General features: G+C 53.9%; 27 protein-coding genes. 24 read left to right on the forward strand and 3 right to left on the reverse strand.

Going from position 1 to position 22,309, the window contains the following annotated elements:
- Positions 1-42 precede the first annotated feature (42 nt).
- From prmA to ACTID9_RS10910, 7 genes are all read left to right on the forward strand, one after another.
- A complete protein-coding gene (gene prmA / locus ACTID9_RS10880) occupies positions 43-981 on the forward strand; it encodes a 50S ribosomal protein L11 methyltransferase (protein WP_441071274.1) in 939 nt (312 codons plus the stop codon).
- Between the two features lie 19 nt (positions 982-1,000).
- On the forward strand, positions 1,001-1,735 hold the full coding sequence (locus tag ACTID9_RS10885; RefSeq protein ID WP_441071275.1) for a 16S rRNA (uracil(1498)-N(3))-methyltransferase: 735 nt from the start codon (positions 1,001-1,003) through the stop codon (positions 1,733-1,735).
- A gap of 23 nt (positions 1,736-1,758) precedes the next feature.
- Positions 1,759-3,117, forward strand: coding sequence for a tRNA (N(6)-L-threonylcarbamoyladenosine(37)-C(2))-methylthiotransferase MtaB (gene mtaB / locus ACTID9_RS10890; RefSeq protein ID WP_441071276.1), 1,359 nt, complete (start codon positions 1,759-1,761; stop codon positions 3,115-3,117).
- Positions 3,114-3,542 (forward strand): NUDIX hydrolase, encoded by a 429-nt coding sequence (locus ACTID9_RS10895; protein ID WP_441071277.1) that lies wholly within the window; start codon positions 3,114-3,116, stop codon positions 3,540-3,542. Before mtaB ends, ACTID9_RS10895 begins: the two co-directional genes overlap by 4 nt.
- Positions 3,543-3,544: 2 nt before the next feature.
- Positions 3,545-3,727 carry a hypothetical protein gene (locus ACTID9_RS10900; protein WP_441071278.1) on the forward strand — a complete coding sequence of 61 codons (183 nt, stop codon included), beginning with the start codon at positions 3,545-3,547 and terminating at the stop codon, positions 3,725-3,727.
- Positions 3,728-3,804: 77 nt separating this feature from the next.
- Positions 3,805-4,200, forward strand: a complete 396-nt coding sequence (locus tag ACTID9_RS10905) for a CidA/LrgA family protein (RefSeq protein WP_441071279.1) — start codon at positions 3,805-3,807, stop codon at positions 4,198-4,200.
- Positions 4,193-4,858 carry an LrgB family protein gene (locus ACTID9_RS10910; protein WP_441071280.1) on the forward strand — a complete coding sequence of 222 codons (666 nt, stop codon included), beginning with the start codon at positions 4,193-4,195 and terminating at the stop codon, positions 4,856-4,858. Before ACTID9_RS10905 ends, ACTID9_RS10910 begins: the two co-directional genes overlap by 8 nt.
- Here the strand turns inward: ACTID9_RS10910 and ACTID9_RS10915 are convergent.
- Positions 4,821-5,777: a Na/Pi cotransporter family protein gene (locus ACTID9_RS10915; protein ID WP_441071281.1), complete on the reverse strand. Its 957-nt coding sequence runs from the start codon at positions 5,775-5,777 to the stop codon at positions 4,821-4,823. The two genes, ACTID9_RS10910 and ACTID9_RS10915, sit on opposite strands and share 38 nt — an antisense overlap.
- 85 nt (positions 5,778-5,862) lie before the next feature.
- On the opposite strand from ACTID9_RS10915, the gene ACTID9_RS10920 reads away from it, so the two are divergent.
- Both ACTID9_RS10920 and ACTID9_RS10925 read left to right on the forward strand, forming a co-directional pair.
- On the forward strand, positions 5,863-7,152 hold the full coding sequence (locus ACTID9_RS10920; protein ID WP_441071282.1) for a class I SAM-dependent rRNA methyltransferase: 1,290 nt from the start codon (positions 5,863-5,865) through the stop codon (positions 7,150-7,152).
- A gap of 72 nt (positions 7,153-7,224) precedes the next feature.
- Positions 7,225-8,763, forward strand: coding sequence for a DEAD/DEAH box helicase (locus tag ACTID9_RS10925; protein WP_441071283.1), 1,539 nt, complete (start codon positions 7,225-7,227; stop codon positions 8,761-8,763).
- Positions 8,764-8,826: 63 nt separating this feature from the next.
- On the opposite strand, the gene ACTID9_RS10930 is transcribed toward ACTID9_RS10925, so the two are convergent.
- On the reverse strand, positions 8,827-9,318 hold the full coding sequence (locus ACTID9_RS10930; RefSeq protein WP_441071284.1) for a hypothetical protein: 492 nt from the start codon (positions 9,316-9,318) through the stop codon (positions 8,827-8,829).
- A 230-nt stretch (positions 9,319-9,548) separates the two neighbouring features.
- On the opposite strand from ACTID9_RS10930, the gene ACTID9_RS10935 reads away from it, so the two are divergent.
- On the forward strand, positions 9,549-10,664 hold the full coding sequence (locus tag ACTID9_RS10935) for a D-alanine--D-alanine ligase (RefSeq protein WP_441071285.1): 1,116 nt from the start codon (positions 9,549-9,551) through the stop codon (positions 10,662-10,664).
- Between the two features lie 64 nt (positions 10,665-10,728).
- Here ACTID9_RS10935 and ACTID9_RS10940 read toward each other — a convergent pair whose 3' ends face one another.
- The gene (locus ACTID9_RS10940) at positions 10,729-12,108 is read right to left on the reverse strand and encodes a UDP-N-acetylmuramoyl-tripeptide--D-alanyl-D-alanine ligase (RefSeq protein WP_441071286.1); all 1,380 of its coding nucleotides are present in this window, start codon (positions 12,106-12,108) and stop codon (positions 10,729-10,731) included.
- Positions 12,109-12,388: 280 nt separating this feature from the next.
- Here ACTID9_RS10940 and rpsU point away from each other — a divergent pair, with 280 nt between their 5' ends.
- The 14 genes from rpsU to recO all read left to right on the forward strand — a co-directional run bounded on the left by rpsU (position 12,389) and on the right by recO (position 21,941).
- A complete protein-coding gene (rpsU, locus tag ACTID9_RS10945) occupies positions 12,389-12,562 on the forward strand; it encodes a 30S ribosomal protein S21 (protein WP_122920369.1) in 174 nt (57 codons plus the stop codon).
- A 17-nt stretch (positions 12,563-12,579) separates the two neighbouring features.
- Complete coding sequence (locus tag ACTID9_RS10950; RefSeq protein ID WP_441071287.1) at positions 12,580-13,026, forward strand: GatB/YqeY domain-containing protein; 447 nt, start codon at positions 12,580-12,582, stop codon at positions 13,024-13,026.
- A 136-nt stretch (positions 13,027-13,162) separates the two neighbouring features.
- Positions 13,163-14,500 (forward strand): NfeD family protein, encoded by a 1,338-nt coding sequence (locus tag ACTID9_RS10955; RefSeq protein WP_441071288.1) that lies wholly within the window; start codon positions 13,163-13,165, stop codon positions 14,498-14,500.
- 24 nt (positions 14,501-14,524) lie between these two features.
- A complete protein-coding gene (floA, locus tag ACTID9_RS10960) occupies positions 14,525-15,529 on the forward strand; it encodes a flotillin-like protein FloA (RefSeq protein WP_441071289.1) in 1,005 nt (334 codons plus the stop codon).
- An 11-nt stretch (positions 15,530-15,540) separates the two neighbouring features.
- Positions 15,541-16,044, forward strand: a complete 504-nt coding sequence (locus ACTID9_RS10965) for a hypothetical protein (protein WP_441071290.1) — start codon at positions 15,541-15,543, stop codon at positions 16,042-16,044.
- Positions 16,045-16,173: 129 nt separating this feature from the next.
- Positions 16,174-16,458: a sporulation protein YqfC gene (gene yqfC / locus ACTID9_RS10970; protein ID WP_122920364.1), complete on the forward strand. Its 285-nt coding sequence runs from the start codon at positions 16,174-16,176 to the stop codon at positions 16,456-16,458.
- A gap of 17 nt (positions 16,459-16,475) precedes the next feature.
- A complete protein-coding gene (yqfD, locus tag ACTID9_RS10975) occupies positions 16,476-17,672 on the forward strand; it encodes a sporulation protein YqfD (protein WP_441071291.1) in 1,197 nt (398 codons plus the stop codon).
- A gap of 56 nt (positions 17,673-17,728) precedes the next feature.
- Positions 17,729-18,718: a PhoH family protein gene (locus tag ACTID9_RS10980; protein ID WP_441071292.1), complete on the forward strand. Its 990-nt coding sequence runs from the start codon at positions 17,729-17,731 to the stop codon at positions 18,716-18,718.
- 1 nt (position 18,719) lies between these two features.
- Positions 18,720-19,199, forward strand: coding sequence for an rRNA maturation RNase YbeY (ybeY, locus tag ACTID9_RS10985; protein ID WP_441071293.1), 480 nt, complete (start codon positions 18,720-18,722; stop codon positions 19,197-19,199).
- 10 nt (positions 19,200-19,209) lie between these two features.
- Positions 19,210-19,599 carry a diacylglycerol kinase gene (locus ACTID9_RS10990; protein WP_441071294.1) on the forward strand — a complete coding sequence of 130 codons (390 nt, stop codon included), beginning with the start codon at positions 19,210-19,212 and terminating at the stop codon, positions 19,597-19,599.
- A gap of 39 nt (positions 19,600-19,638) precedes the next feature.
- Positions 19,639-20,037, forward strand: coding sequence for a cytidine deaminase (locus ACTID9_RS10995; protein ID WP_441071295.1), 399 nt, complete (start codon positions 19,639-19,641; stop codon positions 20,035-20,037).
- Positions 20,030-20,947 (forward strand): GTPase Era, encoded by a 918-nt coding sequence (era, locus tag ACTID9_RS11000; protein WP_441071296.1) that lies wholly within the window; start codon positions 20,030-20,032, stop codon positions 20,945-20,947. The genes ACTID9_RS10995 and era overlap by 8 nt, the downstream gene beginning before the upstream one ends.
- A gap of 101 nt (positions 20,948-21,048) precedes the next feature.
- Entirely contained in the window at positions 21,049-21,192 is a 144-nt protein-coding gene (locus ACTID9_RS11005) for a YqzL family protein (protein WP_441071297.1), read from the forward strand.
- Between the two features lie 2 nt (positions 21,193-21,194).
- Complete coding sequence (recO, locus tag ACTID9_RS11010) at positions 21,195-21,941, forward strand: DNA repair protein RecO (RefSeq protein ID WP_441071298.1); 747 nt, start codon at positions 21,195-21,197, stop codon at positions 21,939-21,941.
- Positions 21,942-22,309 lie beyond the last annotated feature (368 nt).

The following is a 22,309-nucleotide window of genomic DNA, read 5'->3' on the forward strand; positions in this document are numbered from 1 at the left end:
TATCGTCACATGGCGATAGGGTGTAAGAAACGGGGAGAAGCGATGAAGTGGTCAGAAATCAGTATCCATACAACGGCTGAGGCAGTGGAAGCCGTCTCGAACATTTTGCATGAAGCAGGAGCGAACGGGGTTGTCATTGAAGATCCGGAAGTGCTCTACCGTGAATGGGATACACCATTTGGCGAGATTTATCAGCTCTCCCCGGATGATTTTCCGAAAGAAGGCGTGCTGGTCAAAGCGTATCTGCCGGTCAACAGCTATTTGGGAGAGACGGTGGAAGAGATCAAAGGGCAGCTGAACGAGCTATTGCTCTATGGGCTTGACCTGGGCAGCGGCACCATCACCGTGACGGAAGTGCATGAAGATGAGTGGGCGACCGCTTGGAAAAAGTATTACAAGCCTGTCACCATTTCCGAGCGGATCACCATCAGCCCGGTTTGGGAAGAGTATCAGCCAAAGAGCGCCGATGAGCTGGTGATCGAGATGGACCCGGGGATGGCTTTCGGCACAGGGACACATCCGACAACTGTACTGTGCATTCGTTCGATCGAAAAATACTTGCAGCCGGGCGACCGCGTGTATGATGTAGGAACGGGAACGGCGATTTTGTCCATTGCGGCAGCCAAACTCGGTGCCAGCCGCATTTTGGCGATGGATCTCGATGAAGTCGCTGTCCGCTCCGCCGAAGCGAACATCAAGATCAACAAGGTTGCCGATAAAATCAACGTGAAACAAAACAACCTGCTGGATGGCATCGAGGAACAGGTGGAAGTGATCGTCGCCAACATTTTGGCGGAAGTGATCCTGCGCTTTACGGATGACGTGGCCAGATTGCTCCTGCCTGACGGAACTTTCATTGCGTCCGGCATCATCAAAGCGCGTGAAGCAGACGTCATCGCGGGCCTGGAGCAAAGCGGGCTTACGATCATAGAAACAGTTTACATCGACGACTGGGTAGCAATTGTGGCGAAAAAACGTTAAAATATTGAGGTCAATCCCTATGCAAAGATATTTTATTGATCCGAGCCAATGGTCACATGATCAGGTGGAAATCACCGGAGACGATGTGCATCATATCGTCAACGTGATGCGATCAGCCGTTGGCGAGGAAATTATCGTAAGCGATGGTGCAGGCAAAGCTGCATTGGCACGCCTGGCCGTCATTGAACCGAAGCGAGTGGTCGCTGTCATCGTGGAGCCGCTCGCAAGTGAGCGTGAACTGCCGGTGCGCGTGACGATCGCGCAAGGCTTGCCAAAAGGCGACAAAATGGAATGGATCTTGCAAAAGGGAACGGAATTGGGCGCGTTCGCCTTTTTTCCTTTTTCATCGGAGCGCACGATCGTGAAGCTGGATGCCAAAAAAGAAGCGAAGAAGCTGGAGCGGTGGCAAAAAATCGTCAAGGAAGCTGCGGAGCAGTCGCACCGTGCGGTTTTGCCCGAGATTTACGCACCGGTCAGCTTTGAAGCGCTGCTGAAAGCATCGAAGGAGTATACAGCTGCTGTCATCGCCTATGAAAAGGAAGAGGAGAACGGCTTGCGCGGTGTGCTTGGCGGCCTTGCGCCGGGAGATTCCCTTCTGGTGCTGATCGGCCCGGAAGGCGGCTTCAGCGAAGATGAAGTGCGTCGGGCACAGGCGGCAGGCATCCGTTCTGTCACATGCGGGCCTCGTATTTTGCGGACGGAGACAGCCAGCCAGTACGTGCTGTCTGCTGTCTCGTACCAGTTTGAGATGTAACTAGGTTGGAAGGAGGATCAGCAATGTCTACCGTTGCTTTTCATACACTCGGCTGTAAAGTGAACAGCTATGAAACAGAAGCGATCTGGCAGCTTTTTGAAAAAAACGGCTACCAGCGCGTAGATTTTGAAGAAGATACGGCCGATGTCTATGTGATCAACACATGCACGGTCACCAATACGGGGGACAAAAAGAGCCGGCAAGTCATCCGCCGCGCCATCCGTCGCAACCCGGAGGCGATCATCGCCGTGACAGGCTGCTATGCGCAAACATCCCCGAAAGAGATTGCCGATATTCCCGGCGTCGATATCGTGCTCGGCACGCAAGGAAGAGACAAGCTGCTCGACTATGTGGAGCAGATCAAAGCGGAGCGCACGCCGATCAACGCGGTAGGCAACATCATGAAAGCCCGCGATTTCGAGGAGCTTGACGTGCCGGCGTTTACCGACCGCACGCGCGCTTCCCTGAAAATCCAGGAAGGCTGCAACAACTTCTGCACCTTCTGCATCATCCCTTGGGCACGCGGACTGATGCGTTCCCGCAAGCCGGAGAGCGTTCTGGAGCAAGCGCGCAACCTCGTGGCGGCCGGCTATCTGGAAATCGTGCTGACCGGCATTCATACAGGCGGCTATGGCGAAGATTTGGAAGACTACAATCTGGCGAAATTGCTGGTTGATCTGCATCAGGTGGAAGGCTTGAAGCGGATTCGCATCAGCTCCATCGAGGCAAGCCAAATCACGGATGAGGTCATTTCCGTCATCGATGGCTCCGACCTGATTTGCCGCCATTTGCACGTACCGCTGCAAGCGGGCGATGACGATGTGCTGAAGCGGATGCGCCGCAAATATACGACCGCCGAGTTCAGAGAGAAGATGGTGAAGGTCCGCAAAGCGCTGCCAGGCGTTGCGCTGACGACGGACGTGATCGTCGGCTTCCCTGGCGAGACGGAAGAGCAATTTGTCAACGGCTACAACTTTATCAAGGAAATCGGTTTCGCCGAACTGCATGTTTTCCCGTATTCGATGCGCACAGGTACGCCTGCCGCACGGATGGAAGACCAGGTTCCGGAAGAGATCAAGCGTGAGCGCGTTGCGAAGCTGATCGCGCTGAACAACGAGGAATTGACGATCAATTACGGCAAGCAATTCGTCGGCGATGTGCTGGAAGTCATTCCGGAACGGTTGTATAAAGAGGACCCCGAGAGCGGCATGCTGATGGGTTACTCCGACAACTATCTCAACATCGTCTTCCCGGGAACGGAAGACATGATCGGGAAAGTGTGCAAAGTTCGCCTTGATGAAGTGGGTTCTGAATACTGCCATGGCACGTTTGTTCGCGTCCTCGACGACGCTGCGGCTTTGGTAGGGGACAAAGCCGTATGATCGAAATTTCGGCAGGCGGAGTTGTCTACAAGGAAGAAAACGGCGAGTTGCAGTTTCTCCTGATCGAAGACCGGTATGGCAAGCGGACGCTGGCCAAAGGCAAGCAGGAACCGGGCGAAACGCTTGAAGAGAATGCGCTGCGTGAAGTGTGGGAGGAAACGGGTGTCAGCGGCCGGATCATCAAGCCGCTCCATACGGTCCACTATCAATACAAGCACGCAAAGACCGGGGAGCTGGTCGACAAGGAAGTGCACTACTATCTCATCGAGGCGCTGTCAGGCACGCTTGCTGCCCAAATCGAGGAGATAAATGCGGTTCACTGGCGCAGCCCTGCTGATGCTTGGCGCGATCAGGTGACACAAGGCTATTCGAACAATGATCACGTGATGAAACTGGCGCTTCACCATTTCGGGATCGAGGTGTAAGCATGAAGCTCAACAATTCCATCGACCATACGCTTCTCAAACCGCAAGCCGCAGCAGTCGTGTTTGACAAATTTTGCGCAGACACCGCCTCGCTTGCGCCGGGGGAAGCGGGTGCGATCCGGATTGGGGCTTGTGCGGGCGTTTCGATCGTTTCGGGAGAAGAAGCTGCAGAAAGCGGCTACTAGGCGTTAGAACTCGACCAAAATGGTCGGGTTTTTCGTTTTTGCCCGATCGACTTGCTTGGGAAGGGGAATCAGGAGAGATGTGGGGATGGGTCATTATCTTTGCGTTTTGGGGCCTTGGGGTTGTTTGCAACCAGTGGCTGCACATTCCATTTCCGGGCAATTTGCTTGGAATGCTCTTTCTTGTCGTCTTTTTGGCGTTTGGCTGGATCAAGCTTGATGTTGTCGAAAAAGCAGCATCGTTTTTGATGAAGCATATGCTTTTGTTTTTCGTGCCGATCATGGTCGGCGTGAGCCAGCAATTCCATGTGATTGAACAAAATCCGTGGCCCATTCTTTTGGCTTTGACGGTCGGCACGGCAGTGGTGATGCTTGTCTCGGGGACGGTCATGGAACGATACATGCGCCGCAAAAAAGCAAAAGAGAGCCAACATTCAATCGTGTCAGAAGAGGGAGAGGTGCGCCGCAATGCTTAGCGCAGCAGCCATTATTCTTACCTTGATCGTGTATGCAGCGGTGCGCCGCTTTTCCCATCGGTTGAAATGGGTTCATCCGATTATCGCGGCATCGGTGGTAATCGGGGTGATCTGGTATGTGACAAGCGGCGATTGGGCCGCATACGCCGCTGGCGGGCAATGGATTTCCGTCTGGCTCGGCCCGGCGACGGTGGCGCTCGCCGTGCCGCTTGCCAAACAGTTACAGGAACTGAAAACGTTATGGCCGGGCATCTTGCTTGGCGTCGGGATCGGCTGCGGCACATCCATCGCCATCGTGTGGGCGCTTGTCAGCTTGCTTGGCGGCGATCCTGTCGTACTCCACAGCATGCTGTCCAAATCGGTCACGACGCCAATCTCTGTTGAACTGGCGAAGGCGGTCGGCGGCAATCCGTCGCTTGCGGCCTTGTTCACGGCAGGAACCGGTTTGGTCGGAGCAAGCATGGCGCGCAGCCTGTTGAAAATTGCCCGCATCAACGACCCGTGGGCAGCCGGCATCGCTGTCGGTACGACCGCACATGCGATCGGAACCGCAGGCTTTCCGCAGGAGGAGCAGCAAAAAGTGGCGGCGTCCACGCTTGCGATGATTATGGCAGGGATCATTACGTCACTTTATTTGGTTCCCTTCCATTTGGGATGATCCAGTCCATCCATTTGGCCAGAATCGACACGAACGGCAGCGCGATCAGGGAGCACGCCACATTGAAAATCGATTGGGCGTGTGCGATCTGTTGGGACGGATCGTCCGTAAGCGCTGCGGTGATGCTGGCCAAACTACCTAACAGCGGAATGAAAGAGATCGCGCCGGCCAGGTTGAACAGCGTATGGAACCAGGCGACCTGTTGAGAAGCGCGATTTGTGCCAATACTGGCGATGAGGGCGGTAAAGCATGTTCCGACGTTGGCGCCGAGCACGACGGCGAGCGCGGTGTCCATGTTCATCACGCCATGGGCCAAAAGGTTCATTGTGATCGCAATCGTCGCAGATCCGCTCTGGATCAATCCGGAGAAAAGCGTGCCGGTGATCAGGCCGATCCAGATGGAATGGCTGCTCTCCAAAAAGAGGCTGCGAAACGTCTGGGATTCCTCCAGCGGGCGGGCCATGACCTGCATCGTGTCGATCCCAAGAAAAATCAGCCCGAAACCGGCGATGATCAGCCCGATGCAGCGGTACAGCTTGCGGGATTGCAGCCAAAAGATCACACCGATCAGCAGCATCGGCACAGCAAGCTTTTCCAGGCGCAGCGCAATCAGCTGCGTCGTGATGGTGGAGCCGATATTGGCTCCCAAAATGATGCCGATCGTCTGGGCAAACCGGATGATCCCCGCTTGTGTCAGGCCGATTGTAAGCACGGTGACAGCGCCGGAGCTTTGCAGCACAAACGTGGAAATCAGCCCGGAGAAGAAACCGTGCACCGGCGTGCGGGTAAAGCGCATCATCAACGCTTTCATCCGTTCGCCGGCGAGGTTTTGGAAGCCGATGCGCATCGCATACATACCGAGCAGAAAAAAGGTAAGGCCGAGGGCAAAAGGAACGGCTATGTTATAGAATGGCGACATGGTACGTCCATTCCTCCTCACATTTGGTCGATAGTAAAACGTTATGCTTGGACTAAGACAGGCATGACAAGGAGGCGTAAGCAAAATGGCAAAGGTATTCATGGTGAAAAACCGTAAAAAACGATTGGAAAACGGGCATCCGTGGATTTATCAATCGGAAATTCAGGAAGTCGTGGGCGAATATGAGCCAGGCGACATCGTGGAGGTCGTCAATCATCAAGGGCACTTCCTGGCAAAAGGATATATCAACCCGAGTTCGCAGTTAATGGTGCGAGTGATGAGCTACGATCCGAAAGAAGAGATCGACCTCGATTTTTTCATCCGCCGCATCTCCCAGGCAGCCGCCTATCGCACGCGGTTTGTCAGCAATCCGGAAGCGTGCCGCGTCGTTTACGGCGAAGGCGACTTTTTGCCTGGCCTGATCGTCGACCGCTACAACGATATTTTGGTGGTGCAAATTTTGTCGCTCGGCATGGAAGTGCGCCGCGACTTTATTCGCGATGCACTGGTCCACGTGTTCGCGCCAAAGGGCATCTATCTGCGCAATGACGTGCCGGTGCGCGAGCTGGAAGGCCTCACGCAGGCCAAAGAGGTTTTGTACGGGGAGTGTCCGCGCGAGATCACCATTCAGGAAAATGAGCTGTCCTATGTCGTTGATATTGTGGAGGGACAAAAAACCGGATTTTTCTATGACCAACGCGAGAACCGCGCGTCGATCGCTCCCTTGATGAAAGGGTGGGGGGCTTCGCATGGCATCACGCTGCAGCCGCAGGGCGAAAATGGTGCTTTGGTACCGGTTGACAAAAAAGGAAAAGTGATCAAAAATCCTTTTTGGGACGGCGCTGAAGTATTGGAGTGCTTTACCCATACCGGATCCTTCACATTGAATGCTTGCAAACACGGGGCAAAAAAAGTGACTGCTTTGGACATTTCGGAGCATGCTATAGAGACAGCCCGCCGAAATATCACGATGAACGGGTTTTTGCATCGCGTCGATTTTGTCGTGGCGAACGCGTTCGATTATTTGCGTGAATCGGTGGAAGCGGAAAAATCGTGGGATGTGGTGATTCTGGACCCCCCTGCCTTTGCCAAGTCCCGCTCGGCTGTAAAGGGTGCAACCCGCGGATACAAAGACATCAACCTGCACGGCATGAAGCTTGTCCGTCCCGGCGGCTATTTGGTCACCGCTTCTTGCTCGTACCACATGTCGGAGGAGCTGTTTCTGGAAACAATCCAGGAGGCTGCCTATGACGCGAAGAAAATTTTGCGCCTGGTGGAATGGCGCGGAGCAGGCAAAGATCATCCGCAAATTACAGGGCAAGATGAGGGTCACTACCTGAAATTTGCAATTTTTGAAGTTCGCCCCCGCAAATAGCTTTCTTTTCTGAAGTTTTTCTGGTAGTATTGATATTCTGTGACACTTGGCGGTAAAAGGAGCAATTTACACGTGAAAACCTTTCAAGATTTTGAGTTACACCATTCTTTAACTCGTGCCATTTCCGAGATGGGATTCGAAGAAGCTACGCCGATCCAAGCCCAGGTAATTCCACTGGCACTGGCCGGCCGCGATTTGATCGGCCAGGCTCAAACCGGAACTGGTAAGACGGCGGCATTCGGTATCCCGCTTCTTGAAAAAGTAGATATAGACAATGATAAGGTGCAAGGTCTCGTTCTCGCACCGACACGCGAGCTGGCGATCCAGGTGGCGGAAGAATTGTCCAAAATCGGAGCGCATAAACGCGTGAAGATTTTGCCCATCTACGGCGGGCAGGACATCGGGCGCCAAATCCGTGCGCTGAAAAACCGTCCACATCTGATCATCGCGACACCTGGACGGCTGATTGACCATCTGGAGCGGCATACCGTTCGTCTGGGTGACGTGGAAACCGTCGTATTGGACGAAGCGGACGAAATGCTGAACATGGGCTTCCTCGAGGAAATCCAGAAAATCTTGTCTCAAGTGCCGACTGAGAGACAAACCATGCTGTTCTCTGCGACCATGCCGGCGCCGATCCGCAAGCTGGCAGATCAGTTCCTGCACGATCCTGAGCATATTTCGGTCATCCCGAAAGTAGTGAAGGCGCCGACCATCGCACAGTTTTACTGTGAAGTGTCGGAGCGTCAAAAATTTGACGCCCTCTGCCGCATGATCGATATTGACGGTCCTGACCTGGCAATCGTTTTCGGACGCACGAAGCGCCGCGTCGATGAGCTGGCTGGCGCGTTGCAAAAACGCGGTTACATGGCTGAGGGCCTGCACGGCGACCTGTCGCAAAATCAGCGCGACCAAGTCATGCGCAAATTCCGCGACGGCCAGATCGAGCTTTTGGTTGCGACTGACGTAGCTGCACGCGGAATCGACGTTTCCAACGTGACGCACGTGTACAACTTTGACATTCCGCAAGATCCGGAAAGCTACACGCACCGTGTCGGCCGGACCGGACGCGCGGGCCGCGAAGGTACTGCAACGACGTTTGTCACTCCGCGTGAAACCGAGCATCTGCATTTCATTGAGCGTATCAGCAAATTTAAAATCGCCAAGCGGCAAATGCCGACATTCGCTGATGCAGTCAACAAACAAATGCAAAATGCCGTTGAAAAAATCGTGGATACGATGGAATCTCACGAATTGGATACGTACATCACGATGGCAAATGAGCTGTTGGATGAGCATGATTCCAATCGTTTGATCGCGGCTGCACTGAAGCTGTTGACGCGCGAAACCAACAATGTACAAATCGAGCTTACGCCAGAAGCGCCTTTGCGCAGCAAAAAGCCGAAATTCGGCGGTGGTGGCAGCCAAGGCTCGTACCAAGGCAACCGTCGTCGCGACGATTTCCGCGGCGGCAAACCAGGTGCAGGCGGCAGACCGGGCTATGGCAGCAAGCCAGGCGGCGGCAAGCGCGGCTTCTACGATGAACTGCGCGGCAAACGCAAAAAAGAAGATCGCCCGTTCAAAAAAGAAAAAGACTTCGTGAACGTGTAAGCGAAACGCGAAGAAAACAACAAACCCGACCATGCTCTGAAAAGGAGCGGTCGGGTTTTTGTGCTACGCAAATTGCTTGTCGTGCAGGACACGCAGAACGACCTCCAGCGCTTTTTTCATCGCCAGCTCTTTTCCTAACAGAACCTGTGATTCGGCGGGTGTCGCTCCTTTCATTGAGCTGATCTGTTCCAGCTCATAGCGGAGCAAATGGTCGATGATATGCACCTGGACGCGCCCGATTTCACGCTGCTTCCTGCGGTCGCGTTCGTTGAATTCCTTCTGCGCCTTGCTTTCCTCCACGTATTTGTCGATGTCATCCTCCAAAAAGTGTGCCGCCGTGCAGATGATGGTGCGGTATTCATCCGTTTGGGAGGGGATGACTCGCAAGGTGTGCCCCAAATGCGCGAGTAAAAACTTGTTCAGCACAATGCTGTTGTGTGTATAGTCGTTGAACAAAAGAGAATACTCGCCTAGAAAGTTGCCCGTTTCCTTTTCGAACTCGTGCAAAAGCGTATAATTCGAACAGTACGTACAAAAAAGCAGATAGTCCCTCATCCCTGCTTCCTCCTAAGTAAGTGGGCTCAACTGGTCAAATTGCTATTGTTACTTTATGTGGCTGGGCCAAAAGTCGTGAAATGCTTGGGCTCTTGAATTGGCAGGGGAGAGAGTGTATGCTTGGAAAGAAAAAATGACAGACAACGGATAGGCGCATCGATCGTCCGCCTGGCATACCATGACAAAGAGATCAAGATTGTACTGACGGTAGTAAAGAGAGGGATTGAAACATGGGGAACAAAATTCGACTGGGCATCATATATGGAGGCAAATCATCGGAGCACGAAGTCTCCCTCCGGACGGCGCATTCCATTATGAAGGCGGTCGATCCAAATAAATACGAATTGATACCGGTTTACGTGACGCTTGAAGGCGGCTGGGTGCAGGGCAACCCGATCGCCGAGCGGATCGACAGTGTCGAGCGGCTTCGCTTACAGCCGGGAGAAGCTGCAGCTGGCGCGGCGGAAACCGGCCTGCAAAAGGTGGAAACGAAGCAATCGTCGCTCTTGAATCTGGGCGGGAAGGTCGATGTGATTTTTCCGGTCATTCATGGACCGAACGGCGAGGATGGCACGATCCAGGGCTTGCTGGAGCTGGCAGGTCTGCCATACGTCGGCACAGGCGTGATGGCGTCGGCAGTCGGCATGGACAAATGGATGATGAAAAACGTGTTCGCGCAAGCAGGGCTCAAGCAGGTTGCATTCATCGGCGTACTGCGCTCCCGCCTGGAACGGGAAGAGGAGCAGGTCGTCGCGCAAATCGAGCGGGAGCTGGGCTATCCATGTTTTGTCAAACCGGCCAACATGGGTTCGTCTGTCGGGATCAGCAAAGCGAAAAATCGCGAGGAGCTGCGCGCAGCGCTTGCGCTGGCAGCCAAGTTCGACCGACGCCTCGTTGTCGAGGCGTTCGCAAAGGGACGCGAGGTCGAGATCGGCGTTTTGGGAAATGACGAGCTGATCACATCGGTCGTGGGCGAAGTGATTCCGGCGAAGGAATTTTACGACTATGAAGCGAAATATAAAGGCGCGGGAACCGAATTGCAGATCCCGGCCCAAATCCCGGAATCCGTGTCCGCGCGAATCGCTGACATCGCGAAGCAGGCGTTCGTAGCGATCGACGGCTCCGGCTTGTCGCGCGTCGACTTTTTCTGGGATGAAGAAAGCGATGAGCTGTATATCAACGAGATCAATACGATGCCGGGCTTTACGCCGTTCAGCATGTATCCGATGCTGTTCCAGGCGGCCGGCATCGAGTACAGCGAGCTGATCGACCGCTTGGTTACGCTGGCATTGGAGCGTCACCGCGAAAAAGAGAAAAACATCGTCGCCGCTGAAGAGCTGGAATAGTACGGAAAGACAAAAAACCCGAGGCATGGTCGATTGCCTCGGGTTTTTACGCAGCAAAGAAAGATTACAATACCGCAGACAGCTCCGCAGGGAAATCTTTCAGCAACGTATTGCGGGATGCTTTGAACAAAATCGCGTTGCCGTCAACCGCAAGTGATGACAAAAGCGGAGCGGAATCTTGTTTGGTCGCGAAATGCTTCTTTTCTCCCATATATGCATTGTGGATGTGGAGCGCTTCCGTGCCAATGGTGACGACAAGTGCGAAACGGTCGCGGTAGCCATTCAAAAGCTCGCCGATACCGGCATGCATCGCATCGCTGTCAGGCCCCAGCTCCAGCATGTTGCCGAGGACCAGAATGCGCTTCTTGTCGGGGAAAATGCCTGCAAATGTTTCGATTGCAACCCGCATGGACGTTGGGTTTGCGTTGTAAGCGTCGTTAATGAAGATGGCGCCGGCAGGTGACTTGATGATCTCGAACCGCATGGCAGAGAGGCTTACAGTCGCCAGAGCGGCCTGAATCTCTTCTATGCTGAGGCCGAAGCGGAGCGCGATCGCAATTGCCGGCAAGCAATTGGAGACGTTATGCTTCCCGAACAACGGCACAGACACAGGGAAGCGCGCGCCGTCGGCCGATACGTATGTAAAGTGCGTACCGTCTTGCGTGCTGGCGATGTCTTCCGCCCAAATGTCTGCGGCGCCTTCCACCGAGTAGTACAGAATGCGTCCGTCGTACAGATGGCTGATGCGGCGCAAATATTCATTGTCGCCGTTGAGGAACACGACGCCGTTCGGATCGGTATGCGGCAACAGTTCCGCTTTCGCCAACGCCACTTTTTCCTTGGTGCCGAAGTATTCAAGATGGGCCTCGCCGATATTCGTGATCACGCTGTATTGCGGACGCACGATGGAGGCGAGCAGATCGATTTCGCCCGCGTGGTTCATCCCAAGCTCCATCACGGCGGCCTGATGCGCGTTTTCCAGCTGCAGCAAGGAGAACGGTACCCCGAGATGGTTGTTCAAATTTTTATACGTTTTGTAAATGGTCAGTTTGCTTGCCAGCAAATGCCCGATGACATCTTTTGTCGATGTTTTTCCGACGCTGCCGGTGACGGCTACAAACGGGATGTCAAACGTGTTGCGATACCCCTCGGCCACTTTTTGATAGGCGCGCAGGGTGTCGTTGACCAGCACCAGGGCAAAGCCGTCTGGCAGATTGCGGGGCAGCTTCGCTTGATCGGAAATGATCGCGGCACAAGCGCCTTGGGCAATGGCGGCTCCAAGGAAGTCGTGACCGTCCCGATCACCTTTGATCGCAATGAACACACCGCCGCTTGCAAGCTCGCGGCTGTCGAAATGAAAGTGATTGACCGCAAGCGCGGGATCTCCGCACAGTAGCAGCCCGCCTGCCATTTTCGCCACCTGTTGAATGGTAATCGGATTCATTGTTCGCTCTCCTTCTTCCCAAAAGTATCGAAGCCATGCTATCATGCTAAGGTGAGCATAGCAAGCATTGGTTATAAAATCATCGTCAACACAGTAAATGTATGGTGAATCACCATGAGCTATGTACGGGATAACAGTGGTTTTGGTGCATTCTGGCAAATTTTTGGGATAACCTTCGCATTGTAGGTTGACCAAAGGTGGGCATCTGTCCTATAATGTAATTTGACAGTCTGTGCTTATACAGTTGTCCCACGGTTTCAAGCGGAGGGAGGGAAGACAGATGGCAGAAATTCGCGTTCGTAAAAACGAGTCCTTGGAAAGCGCACTACGCCGTTTTAAGCGTGAAAGTGCAAAGGCTGGTGTGATGGCTGAGCTTCGCAAACGCCGCCACTTTGAAAAGCCTAGCATTAAGCGTAAGAAAAAATCCGAAGCGGCTCGTAAGCGCAAGTTCTAATTTTCGGAGGGCGAATCATGAGTGTAATGGAGCGACTCAATCAAGATCTAAAGCAAGCGATGAAGGACAAAGCAGCAACTAAACTCTCCGTTATCCGCATGGTCAAGGCCGCTATTAAGAACGAAGAGATAAACAAAGGCAGCCTTTTGTCCGAAGATGAAGAGCTTTCCATCTTGACCCGTGAGTTAAAGCAACGCCGTGAATCCCTCCAAGAGTTTGAGAAGGCCGGTCGTGAAGATTTGGCGGAGAAAATCCGTGAAGAAATCATTGTGTTGACTTCTTACATGCCTGCTCAATTGAGCGAAGATGAAATCCGTCAGATTGCAACCGAAGTTATTTCGCAAGTCGGAGCCTCCTCGAAAAAAGAGATGGGCAAGGTGATGGGAGCAATGATGCCGAAAGTCAAAGGCAAAGCCGATGGCAACCTCGTGCAAAAAATTGTTTCCGAGCTTCTACCATCGTAAGTATAGATACGAACCAAGACCCAGTCTCTCATGAGGCTGGGTTTTTCCATAAGCGCGAAAAGAATCTTGAAACTTTTCCACATTTCTGCCGTAATTCATACAGAAGATACGACACGTAAAGAAGGAGGGAAACGGAGTGTATGATACGAAGCGAACCGCTCGCCGCAGCCGGTTGATCGGTTGGCTGTCGCTCGTCGCCCTGCTCTTCGTCGGGTTGGCCTATTCCCAGAACGGCTATGCTGCGGACTATAAGAAAGTAGTCCGCATACCGGTAGACCAAGGAATCGAGCGCGGCCTGGAAAGCTTTCTGGAACGCGCATTCGCTACGGCTGAGAAGCAAGGTGCCGATCTGGTGATTTTGGACATCAATACGCCGGGCGGCGAGGTAAATGCCGCCGACCGAATCGGAGCGCTTGTCCGCCAGGCCCCGATGCATGTCATCGCGTTTATCGATAACCAGGCTTTCTCGGCAGGAACCTACATCGCGCTCAACGCCAACGAAATCGTGATGACGCCGGGCGCGAGCATCGGAGCGGCGGCGCCAATCGATCAGGCTGGCAATACGGCAGACATCAAGACGATCTCAGCGTGGTCGGAAAAAATGGAGGCGGCAGCCAAGCTGAACCACCGCAATCCGGATATCGCCCGGGCCATGGTTGAGGTAGAGACGGCGTTTCCAGGCATCAAGCCGAAGGGCACGGTTCTCTCGCTTGAAGCGGAGCATGCCAAGCAAGTCGGCTATGCGGACCGGCTGGTTGCAAACGAGGCAGCGCTTTATCAGGCGTTGGGCGTCAGCCAGGATCAGGTGACAGATATTACGCCGACATTGGGTGAAAAAGTGGCGCGAATCGTCACGAGTCCTTATGTCATGAGCCTTTTGCTCGTCATCGGCCTTGTCGGCTTGGCGATCGAATTGATCGTGCCAGGATTCGGCATTGCTGGTACAATAGGGATTAGTGCCTTTGCCCTTTACTTTTTTGGGCACGTAATTGCAGGCTTTGCCAGCGGCATCCATATCGCGCTGTTTGTCATCGGTATCCTGATGCTGATCATGGAGATTTTCCTGCCGGGCGGCATCGTCGGCACGCTGGGTGTAATCAGCATGGTGACCGGCCTGGTGCTCGCTGCCTACGATACGGAGCAAGGGTTGGCCTCCCTGGGGATCGCTGCGCTGATTACAGCTGTCGTCATCGCCGTTCTCGTCAAATATTTGGGCGTGCGCGGGATGTGGAGCAAATTCATCCTGAAGACCGAACAAAGCAAAGAGAGCGGCTATGTCGCACCGCGTGACCAGAGTTCCCTGCTGGGCAAAGAAGGGATTGCCATCACGCCGATGCATCCGTCGGGCATGATCCGTATCGACGGCAAGCGGATTGATGCGGTAAGCGCAGGCGGCTTTATCAAAGCGGGCACGCCGATCTGTGTCATCCAGGTGGAAGGAACGCGCATTGTCGTGCAGGAACGAGAACAGTAAATAAAAAAAGTGTAGGTGAGATGTATGTTGGAATCGGGTTTACTGCCACTTGTTTTAATGATTGTGGTAGCGTTGATCGTCTTGTCGGTTTTCTTTTCATTCGTACCTGTTATGCTGTGGATTTCAGCAATGGCGTCTGGCGTGCGAATCGGCATCATCACGCTGGTCGCGATGCGGTTGCGTCGCGTGTATCCGGCTCGTATCGTCAATCCGCTGATCAAGGCGCGCAAAGCGGGCCTGGAGCTGGATACGAACCAACTGGAGAGCCATTACCTGTCCGGTGGTAACGTTGACCGCGTCGTGGACGCGCTTGTAGCTGCACAGCGCGCTGACATTCCGCTCGGCTTCGAACGGGCGGCTGCGATTGACCTGGCGGGACGCGATGTCCTGCAAGCCGTGCAAATGAGCGTTAACCCGAAAGTGATTGAGACACCTGTTGTCGCTGCTGTGGCAAAGGACGGGATCGAGCTTAAGGCCAAGGCAAAGGTGACGGTGCGCGCCAATATCGATCGACTGGTCGGTGGTGCGGGCGAAGAAACCATCATCGCGCGTGTCGGGGAAGGGATCGTCTCGACGATCGGTAGCTCCAACAACCATAAGGAAGTGCTGGAAAATCCGGATCGCATCTCGCAGACCGTGTTGAACAAAGGGTTGGATGCGGGAACGGCTTTTGAAATTCTCTCCATCGATATCGCGGACGTAGATGTAGGCAAAAACATCGGGGCCCAATTGCAAACAGACCAGGCGGAGGCGGACAAACGGATCGCCCAGGCGAAGGCCGAGGAACGCCGCGCGATGGCAGTTGCAACCGAGCAGGAAATGAAAGCGCGGGTGCAGGAGATGAAGGCGAAAGTGGTCGAATCGGAGGCCGAGGTACCGCTCGCACTGTCCGAAGCACTTCGCTCCGGCAAACTGGGTGTCATGGATTATTACAATCTGCAAAATTTGGTTGCGGACACCACGATGCGCGAATCGTTTGGGCATACCGGTGACAAGCAAAAACCAGGTGAGGACGATCAGCATAAGTAAGGGGGAGAACGATGGACAGCCTGCTAGATCTTATATTCGGTCTCTTGGCGCTGGCAGGGAAGTTTTGGTTTCTCATTCTCGGCTATGTGGTTGTTCGGATGCTGGGTCTCGACAAGAAGAAAAAGGGGCAAAGCCGGATACCGCCTTTAACGCCCACGACAGATGGCGGGCAGTCCGGACGCATGACGGTCGGGCAACGGCCTGACACGATTCCGTCGCAGCCGCTGCCTGCGAAAACGACCCCGCAGCCGGAAGAGTGGACGGAAGGGGAAGCCGACTGGAAGCCGATCCCGCAAGCCCCGCTTACTTATGTGGAAGATAGCGGCGCAGACATGCAGCGGCATGTGGTCCCCAGCCTGCGAGATGCAGCGCCTCTCCAAACGCATGTGACCGTCGAACCGCCAAGCGCAATTCCGAAAGAGAAGCTGCGCGAAGGGATGAAGTGGGCGATCATCTTGTCGGAACCGCGTTCCAAGGCTCCCTATCGCCCGGTTCAACGATATAAAAAACAGTGAATAGACAGTGAATTCGAAAAAGAGCGCGTGCCTGCGCTCTTTTTATTTTTTTCCCCGCCGCCAAAAGGTTTCCTCGCATGAATTCATTTCCCGGCTCATAGGTTTATAAAAGAGAAAGGGGGCTTACCCATGAAGCGTTGGGGCCGCCGACTTCGCCATTTGGCAGTAGGGGTGCTGGATATACCGCAAGATGTGGTATTGGAAGTCCCGCGAATCACCATGATTGGCCAATTGCAAATGTATATCGAAAACCATCGTGGGGTGCTCCATTTTACCGAGAGTGAACTCCGCTTGCTTTTAACAAATGGGCAGTTGATCGTATACGGGGAACAGCTGGTGATCCGGGCGATCTTGCCGGAAGAGCTGCTGCTGGAAGGACGAATCGGCGGTGTGAAATATTTGCAGCCGCAATAATCATGGGGGGAACACGGATGCGAAATGCGCTTCGGGAATGGCTGGGCGGCCATGTGACAATCAACATCCGCGGCAAACGCTTTGAACGCTTCATCAACCGGGCGGTTAAAGAAGGCTTGCATATTTGGAACATCAAACGGCTGGGCGAAGAGTCTGGCCAGTTTGACATGCTGGTGGAGGATTACAAGCGAATACGCCCGCTCTTGCGTGAGACAGGCTGTCGCACGCACGTCCATGCACGGAATGGCGGACCGTTTTGGCTGCGGATGGTATACCGCAGACTCGGATTTGCGATCGGTGCGCTGCTGTTTCTCGTCGGGGTGTACATGCTGTCCACGTTTGTCTGGTCGGTGGAAGTGAAAGGGACGAAAAAACTGCCGGTCTACAAAGTGCTGCAGGCGGCCGAACAATACGGAATCAAAAGAGGGGCATGGCAGCCAGCGCTCGGCGAGCCGACTGCCTTGCAGCGAAAACTGCTGGGGATGCTGCCGGAGGCTTCCTGGATCGGCGTGGAGAAAAATGGGACAAAGATCATCATCCAGGTAGTCGAAAAGGAGCAGCCGGAAAAACCGCCTGCGGAGGGGCCGCGCAATATCATCGCCAAGAAAAAAGCGGTCGTGCACACTATTCTTGCGGAAAAGGGTAAAACTATGGTGCAGAAGGATCAATTTGTGCAGAAAGGACAAGTTCTGATTTCGGGCATCATCGGGAATGAAACGCGTCAGGCCGTCGTTGCGGCACGCGGCAAGGTGGAGGGGGAGGTATGGTACCAGACAACGGTTACCGTTCCGCTCAACCAGACACGCTACATGTTTACCGGCCACAATCAGAATAACCTCTATCTCACGCTTGGTTCCCGATCGATCCGAATCTGGCCGCTGCAAGGCGAGGGCTTTGCCAGCTACGAGACGAAAAACGAACAGACGCTGCTGTCGTTAGGGCGGTTTTTGCTGCCGATTGGCATCACATCTTCCGACCAGATGGAAACCGAGCCGCAAATCCGCATGCTGTCCAAAGAGCAAGCCATCGAGCTGGCAAAGCAGGTCGCCAGGCAGGATGTGCTGCGCCAGGCAGAGAAGGATGCGAAAATCGCGGACGAAAAAGTTTTGCAGATAAAAGAAGAGAATGGTAAAGTTTACTTAGATCTGCATTATACAGTCATCGAAGACATTGCGGCGGAGCAGCCGTTCACGAATGTGCAGCCTGCCCCATAGACCAGTTCCCATAATACGAATTACGGAATGAACCGTACCAAGGAGATGGAAGCCTTTTGCACGTAAGAGATGAGGTAACAATCCCATTTACGGATGCAGCAGAAGCACTCATGTTGTTTGGACCGCATGATACGTATCTGCAAAAGATCGTGGAACACACCACCGCCAAAATTGTCACCAAGGATGGCGAAATCGTCATTCAGGGCGACAGGGAGGAAACACAGAAGCTGGCATCGCTGTTTAACATTCTGCTGCAGCTGATCCGCCGCGGAATCACGCTGTCGGAGCGGGATGTCTCCTATGCGTTGCAATTGGCCAAAACAGGCGACGCCGAGCAATTGCTCCACGTATTTGATGAAGAGGTGGCCCGCACGCAGAAAGGAAAAGTCATCCGCGCGAAAACGTTGGGACAGCGCCATTACTTGGCGGCGATCAAACGGTCGGACATCGTGTTCGGCATCGGTCCGGCGGGTACAGGGAAAACGTATCTGGCTGTCGTGATGGCCGTAAACGCGCTGAAAAACGGACGCGTGAAAAAAATCGTGCTCACCCGCCCTGCTGTGGAAGCGGGAGAAAGCCTCGGCTTCCTTCCGGGCGATCTGCAAGAGAAGGTTGACCCGTATTTGCGGCCGTTGTACGATGCTCTATACGATATGCTGGGCAATGAGCAGGTAACCAAAATGATGGAGCGCGGCTTGATTGAGGTTGCTCCATTGGCATATATGCGCGGTCGCACGCTCGAAGATTCGTTCGTCATCCTGGACGAAGCGCAAAACACGACCGGCGAACAGATGAAGATGTTTTTGACTCGTCTCGGCTTTGGTTCCAAAATGGTCGTGACCGGCGATATTACGCAGATCGACCTGCCAAGAGGCAAAAAATCCGGCCTGCGCGAAGCCGAACGCATTTTGAAGCCGATCAAGGAGATCGCCTTCATCAGCTTTCAGGAAGAGGATGTTGTACGTCACAGCCTCGTCCAAAAAATCATCCGGGCATACAATGTGGAAGAAACGGCGGATTTCGTTTCGCCTAGAGGAAGTGAATGACATGTTGCAAATCGAAATGACGAATGAGTATGAGGAAGCGCTCACCGATGAGCATCTGGCGCTTGTGGAGCGGTGTTTACAGGCAGCAGCCGAGCGCGAAGAGGTATCGGGCGAGGTTTCCCTTACATTTGTCGGCAATGAGCGGATTCATGAGCTGAACCGCGATTTTCGCGGCGTGGACCGCCCGACAGACGTGCTCTCGTTTGCGATGAATGAGCAAGGAGAGGATGAACTCGACATCTACGTGGATGAAGAGGAACTCGACGATTTCCCGAACATGCTTGGGGATATCGTCATTTCCATCCCCAAAACGCGCGAGCAGGCGGCCGACTACGGCCATTCCTTTGAACGGGAACTGGGCTTTCTCGCCGTGCACGGTTTCCTCCATCTGATCGGCTACGATCATATGACGGAAGCGGATGAAAAAGAGATGTTTTCCCGTCAGGAAGAGATTTTGCAATCAATTGGCCTGACAAGATAGGAGAAGGCCGGTGAAAGAGCGGAAGGGATTGTTTCGGTTCCTGTGCAGTTTGCGGTATGCATGGGCGGGAATCTGCCATACGGCGATGACGCAGCCCAACATGCGCATCCATCTCTTTTTTACGGCAGCTGTGCTTGCCGGTGCCTGGTGGCTGGCCATACCGCGAAATGACCTGTTGATTTTGCTGCTGTTGATCGCGCTGGTGCTGTCGCTTGAGCTGGTGAACACGGCGATTGAAGCAGCGGTTGATCTGGTGACGACCAACCTGCATCCACTGGCCAAAGCGGCCAAGGATGCGGCGGCTGGGGCTGTCCTGGTGGCAGCCGCTGCTTCTGTTGTCGCGGGAATCATCGTGTTCGGCCCGCCGTTGTACCGCAAAATTGCGGAGTGGCTGATGTAAGGAAGCCATGGGGGAGAGTAAAGAAAAGGGGAGACGTGTATGAACGAGAAGGAACTGATTCAGCAGGCCGTAGCGGCTCGCAAAACCGCCTATGTGCCGTATTCCAAGTTTCCCGTCGGGGCAGCGCTTTTGACGACCTCTGGCAAAGTGTATCTCGGCTGCAATATCGAGAACGCCGCATACCCGCTGTGCAATTGTGCGGAGCGCACAGCGATTTTCAAAGCGGTTTCGGAAGGGGAAAACTCTTTTGCCGCAATTGCGGTTGTAGCCGACACGCCTGGCCCGGTTTCGCCATGCGGGGCATGCCGCCAGGTGCTCGCGGAGCTGTGCCCTGCCGATATGCCGGTCATTCTCGCCAACCTGCAAGATCATGTCAGTGTAACCAGTGTCCAAACCCTGTTGCCCGGGGCATTCACCAAGGAGGATTTACGTGGATAAAAGCAAGACCAAACAAGTGTTCAAATCGGGCTTCGTCTCGATTGTCGGCCGGCCGAATGTCGGCAAATCAACGCTCTTAAACCATATCGTCGGTCAAAAGATCGCGATCATGTCAAACAAGCCGCAGACGACGCGCAACAAAATCACGGCGGTGCATACCACTTCTGAGGGGCAGATCATCTTCCTTGATACGCCGGGCATTCACAAGCCCAAGTCGAAGCTGGGGGACTACATGGTCTCGATAGCGGAAAACACCCTCAATGAAGTTGACCTCGTGCTGTTTGTCATCGACGCCACCGAAAAGCGGGGAGCAGGGGACGAATATATCATCGAGCGGCTGAAGCAGGTGAAGACACCTGTTTTTCTTGTCATTAACAAAATCGACAAGATTCATCCCGAAGCGATCTTGCCGATCATCGACGATTACCGCCAGCAGCTGTCGTTCAAGCAGATCGTGCCGATTTCCGCTTTGGAAGGAAACAATACGCAATCGCTGCTTGCGGCCATCTACAACGAGATGGAAGAAGGGCCGATGTATTACCCGGCTGATCAAGTGACGGATCATCCGGAGCGCTTTATTGTGGCAGAGCTTATTCGGGAAAAGGTGCTGCAGATGACGCGCGAAGAAATTCCGCACTCCATTGCGGTCACCGTCGAGGAGATGAAGCGCGGCGACGACGGCAAAACGCTGTACATTTATGCGGCGATCTATACCGAGCGCGATTCGCAAAAAGGCATCCTGATCGGCAAAAAAGGGGACATGCTCAAAGAAATTGGCAGACGCGCGCGCATGGACATCGAGCGGCTGATGGGCGACAAAGTCTTTTTGGAGCTGTGGATCAAGGTGAAGAAAGATTGGCGCAACCAGGATCGGATGCTGCGCAATTTCGGCTTTTTTGATGAAAAGTAACAGGATCGGGTAAGACATTTTTTTCAAGGATAGAATCAGGCGAGAGAGCGGATGCTATAGAGGAAGTGGATACAGCCCGTAACAGGAAAGGATGATGCATTTTGCTTCGTGACTTTTCTTGGAGTTATTTCGCTTCCACCGGTGACATCCAAGCTTATCTCTTGTACCGGGAACACGATCAACAGCCGATCCCAGTCATTCAAGAGGAGCCTGATTCGATCCAGGGAGAACTGGGTGAATCGTAAACATGCTTGCAAAATGGGAAGGTATCGTGATCCGCACCGTTGACTACGGAGAAGCGGGCAAAGTGTTGACTCTTTTCACCAGAGAACACGGCAAAGTCGGCGTTATGGCTCGAGGCGCGAAGAAGCCGCGAAGCCGTCTGGCTGCCGTGTCTCAACCATTCACCTATGGCTACTTTCTCGTGAAAACAGGCGGTTTCGGCATGGCTGATCTGACACAAGGCGAGATCGTCGAGTCATTTGCCGATCTGCGCCAAGACCTGCTCTTGACCGCATATACGGCCTACATCGTCGAGCTTTTTGACCGATTGACCCACGAAGGTGAGGTCAATCCTTTTCTGTTTCAGCTGCTCTTGCTCACGCTGCGCTATCTCGATGAAGGCCGGGATGCGGAGGTGCTCTGCCGCATCTTTGAAAGCAAAATGCTGATCGTGGCGGGGATCAAGCCGCAGCTGCACGCCTGTGCCGATTGCGGCAGCACGCAGGAGCCGTTTGTGATCAGCGTCACGCACGGCGGGTTGCTGTGCCCCAATTGCCAGGTTCACGACCCGTATTCCATCACGGTAACCCCGACGACCTGGAAGCTGCTGCGCCTGTTTCAAATGTTTGATCTCGAGCGTTTGGGCGAAATCGACGTCAAGCCGGCGACGCGCAGCCAGTTGAAGCACGTGCTTCGCCGCTTCATCGACGAGCATCTGGATATCCGTTTGAAAAGCCGCAATTTTCTCGATCAGATGGAAAAGCTGCCGTGACAAGCGCCCTGTTGACAGAGATTTTGTTTTTCGCTATGATATTTTGCAATAGCATTATGTACATATTGCGATGCAATGAAGGAAAAGAGTAGTTGTCCACTGGCTGCATAGCGAACCGGGGAAGGTGAAAGCCCGGTAGTCAAGACAATGAACGGCATTCCGGAGCATCTTGAACCAAAGTGGGTGTAATGTCTAAATGACATTGCGCCAAATAGGGTGGAACCGCGGGAGATCCTCTCGTCCCTATACCGGCTCGTCGAAGCATGGTATAGCGGATGGAGAGGTTTTTTATTTTGCCTCTTACGCGCATTCGCTTACACCATGGGTGAGATGAACAAGTTTTGCGTACGCGCCTGAACGGTCGTCCA

It is taken from the genome of Brevibacillus fluminis (assembly GCF_052072235.1).
Classification (GTDB): domain Bacteria; phylum Bacillota; class Bacilli; order Brevibacillales; family Brevibacillaceae; genus Brevibacillus_D; species Brevibacillus_D fluminis_A.

Coding starts and splice junctions, on each gene's coding strand:
- prmA (WP_441071274.1), top strand. CDS start 43: ATGAAGTGGTCAGAAATCAGTATCCATACAACGGCTGAGGCAGTGGAA.
- ACTID9_RS10885 (WP_441071275.1), top strand. CDS start 1,001: ATGCAAAGATATTTTATTGATCCGAGCCAATGGTCACATGATCAGGTG.
- mtaB (WP_441071276.1), top strand. CDS start 1,759: ATGTCTACCGTTGCTTTTCATACACTCGGCTGTAAAGTGAACAGCTAT.
- ACTID9_RS10895 (WP_441071277.1), top strand. CDS start 3,114: ATGATCGAAATTTCGGCAGGCGGAGTTGTCTACAAGGAAGAAAACGGC.
- ACTID9_RS10900 (WP_441071278.1), top strand. CDS start 3,545: ATGAAGCTCAACAATTCCATCGACCATACGCTTCTCAAACCGCAAGCC.
- ACTID9_RS10905 (WP_441071279.1), top strand. CDS start 3,805: ATGTGGGGATGGGTCATTATCTTTGCGTTTTGGGGCCTTGGGGTTGTT.
- ACTID9_RS10910 (WP_441071280.1), top strand. CDS start 4,193: ATGCTTAGCGCAGCAGCCATTATTCTTACCTTGATCGTGTATGCAGCG.
- ACTID9_RS10915 (WP_441071281.1), bottom strand. CDS start 5,777: ATGTCGCCATTCTATAACATAGCCGTTCCTTTTGCCCTCGGCCTTACC.
- ACTID9_RS10920 (WP_441071282.1), top strand. CDS start 5,863: ATGGCAAAGGTATTCATGGTGAAAAACCGTAAAAAACGATTGGAAAAC.
- ACTID9_RS10930 (WP_441071284.1), bottom strand. CDS start 9,318: ATGAGGGACTATCTGCTTTTTTGTACGTACTGTTCGAATTATACGCTT.
- ACTID9_RS10935 (WP_441071285.1), top strand. CDS start 9,549: ATGGGGAACAAAATTCGACTGGGCATCATATATGGAGGCAAATCATCG.
- ACTID9_RS10940 (WP_441071286.1), bottom strand. CDS start 12,108: ATGAATCCGATTACCATTCAACAGGTGGCGAAAATGGCAGGCGGGCTG.
- rpsU (WP_122920369.1), top strand. CDS start 12,389: ATGGCAGAAATTCGCGTTCGTAAAAACGAGTCCTTGGAAAGCGCACTA.
- ACTID9_RS10950 (WP_441071287.1), top strand. CDS start 12,580: ATGAGTGTAATGGAGCGACTCAATCAAGATCTAAAGCAAGCGATGAAG.
- floA (WP_441071289.1), top strand. CDS start 14,525: ATGTTGGAATCGGGTTTACTGCCACTTGTTTTAATGATTGTGGTAGCG.
- ACTID9_RS10965 (WP_441071290.1), top strand. CDS start 15,541: ATGGACAGCCTGCTAGATCTTATATTCGGTCTCTTGGCGCTGGCAGGG.
- yqfC (WP_122920364.1), top strand. CDS start 16,174: ATGAAGCGTTGGGGCCGCCGACTTCGCCATTTGGCAGTAGGGGTGCTG.
- yqfD (WP_441071291.1), top strand. CDS start 16,476: ATGCGAAATGCGCTTCGGGAATGGCTGGGCGGCCATGTGACAATCAAC.
- ybeY (WP_441071293.1), top strand. CDS start 18,720: ATGTTGCAAATCGAAATGACGAATGAGTATGAGGAAGCGCTCACCGAT.
- ACTID9_RS10995 (WP_441071295.1), top strand. CDS start 19,639: ATGAACGAGAAGGAACTGATTCAGCAGGCCGTAGCGGCTCGCAAAACC.
- recO (WP_441071298.1), top strand. CDS start 21,195: ATGCTTGCAAAATGGGAAGGTATCGTGATCCGCACCGTTGACTACGGA.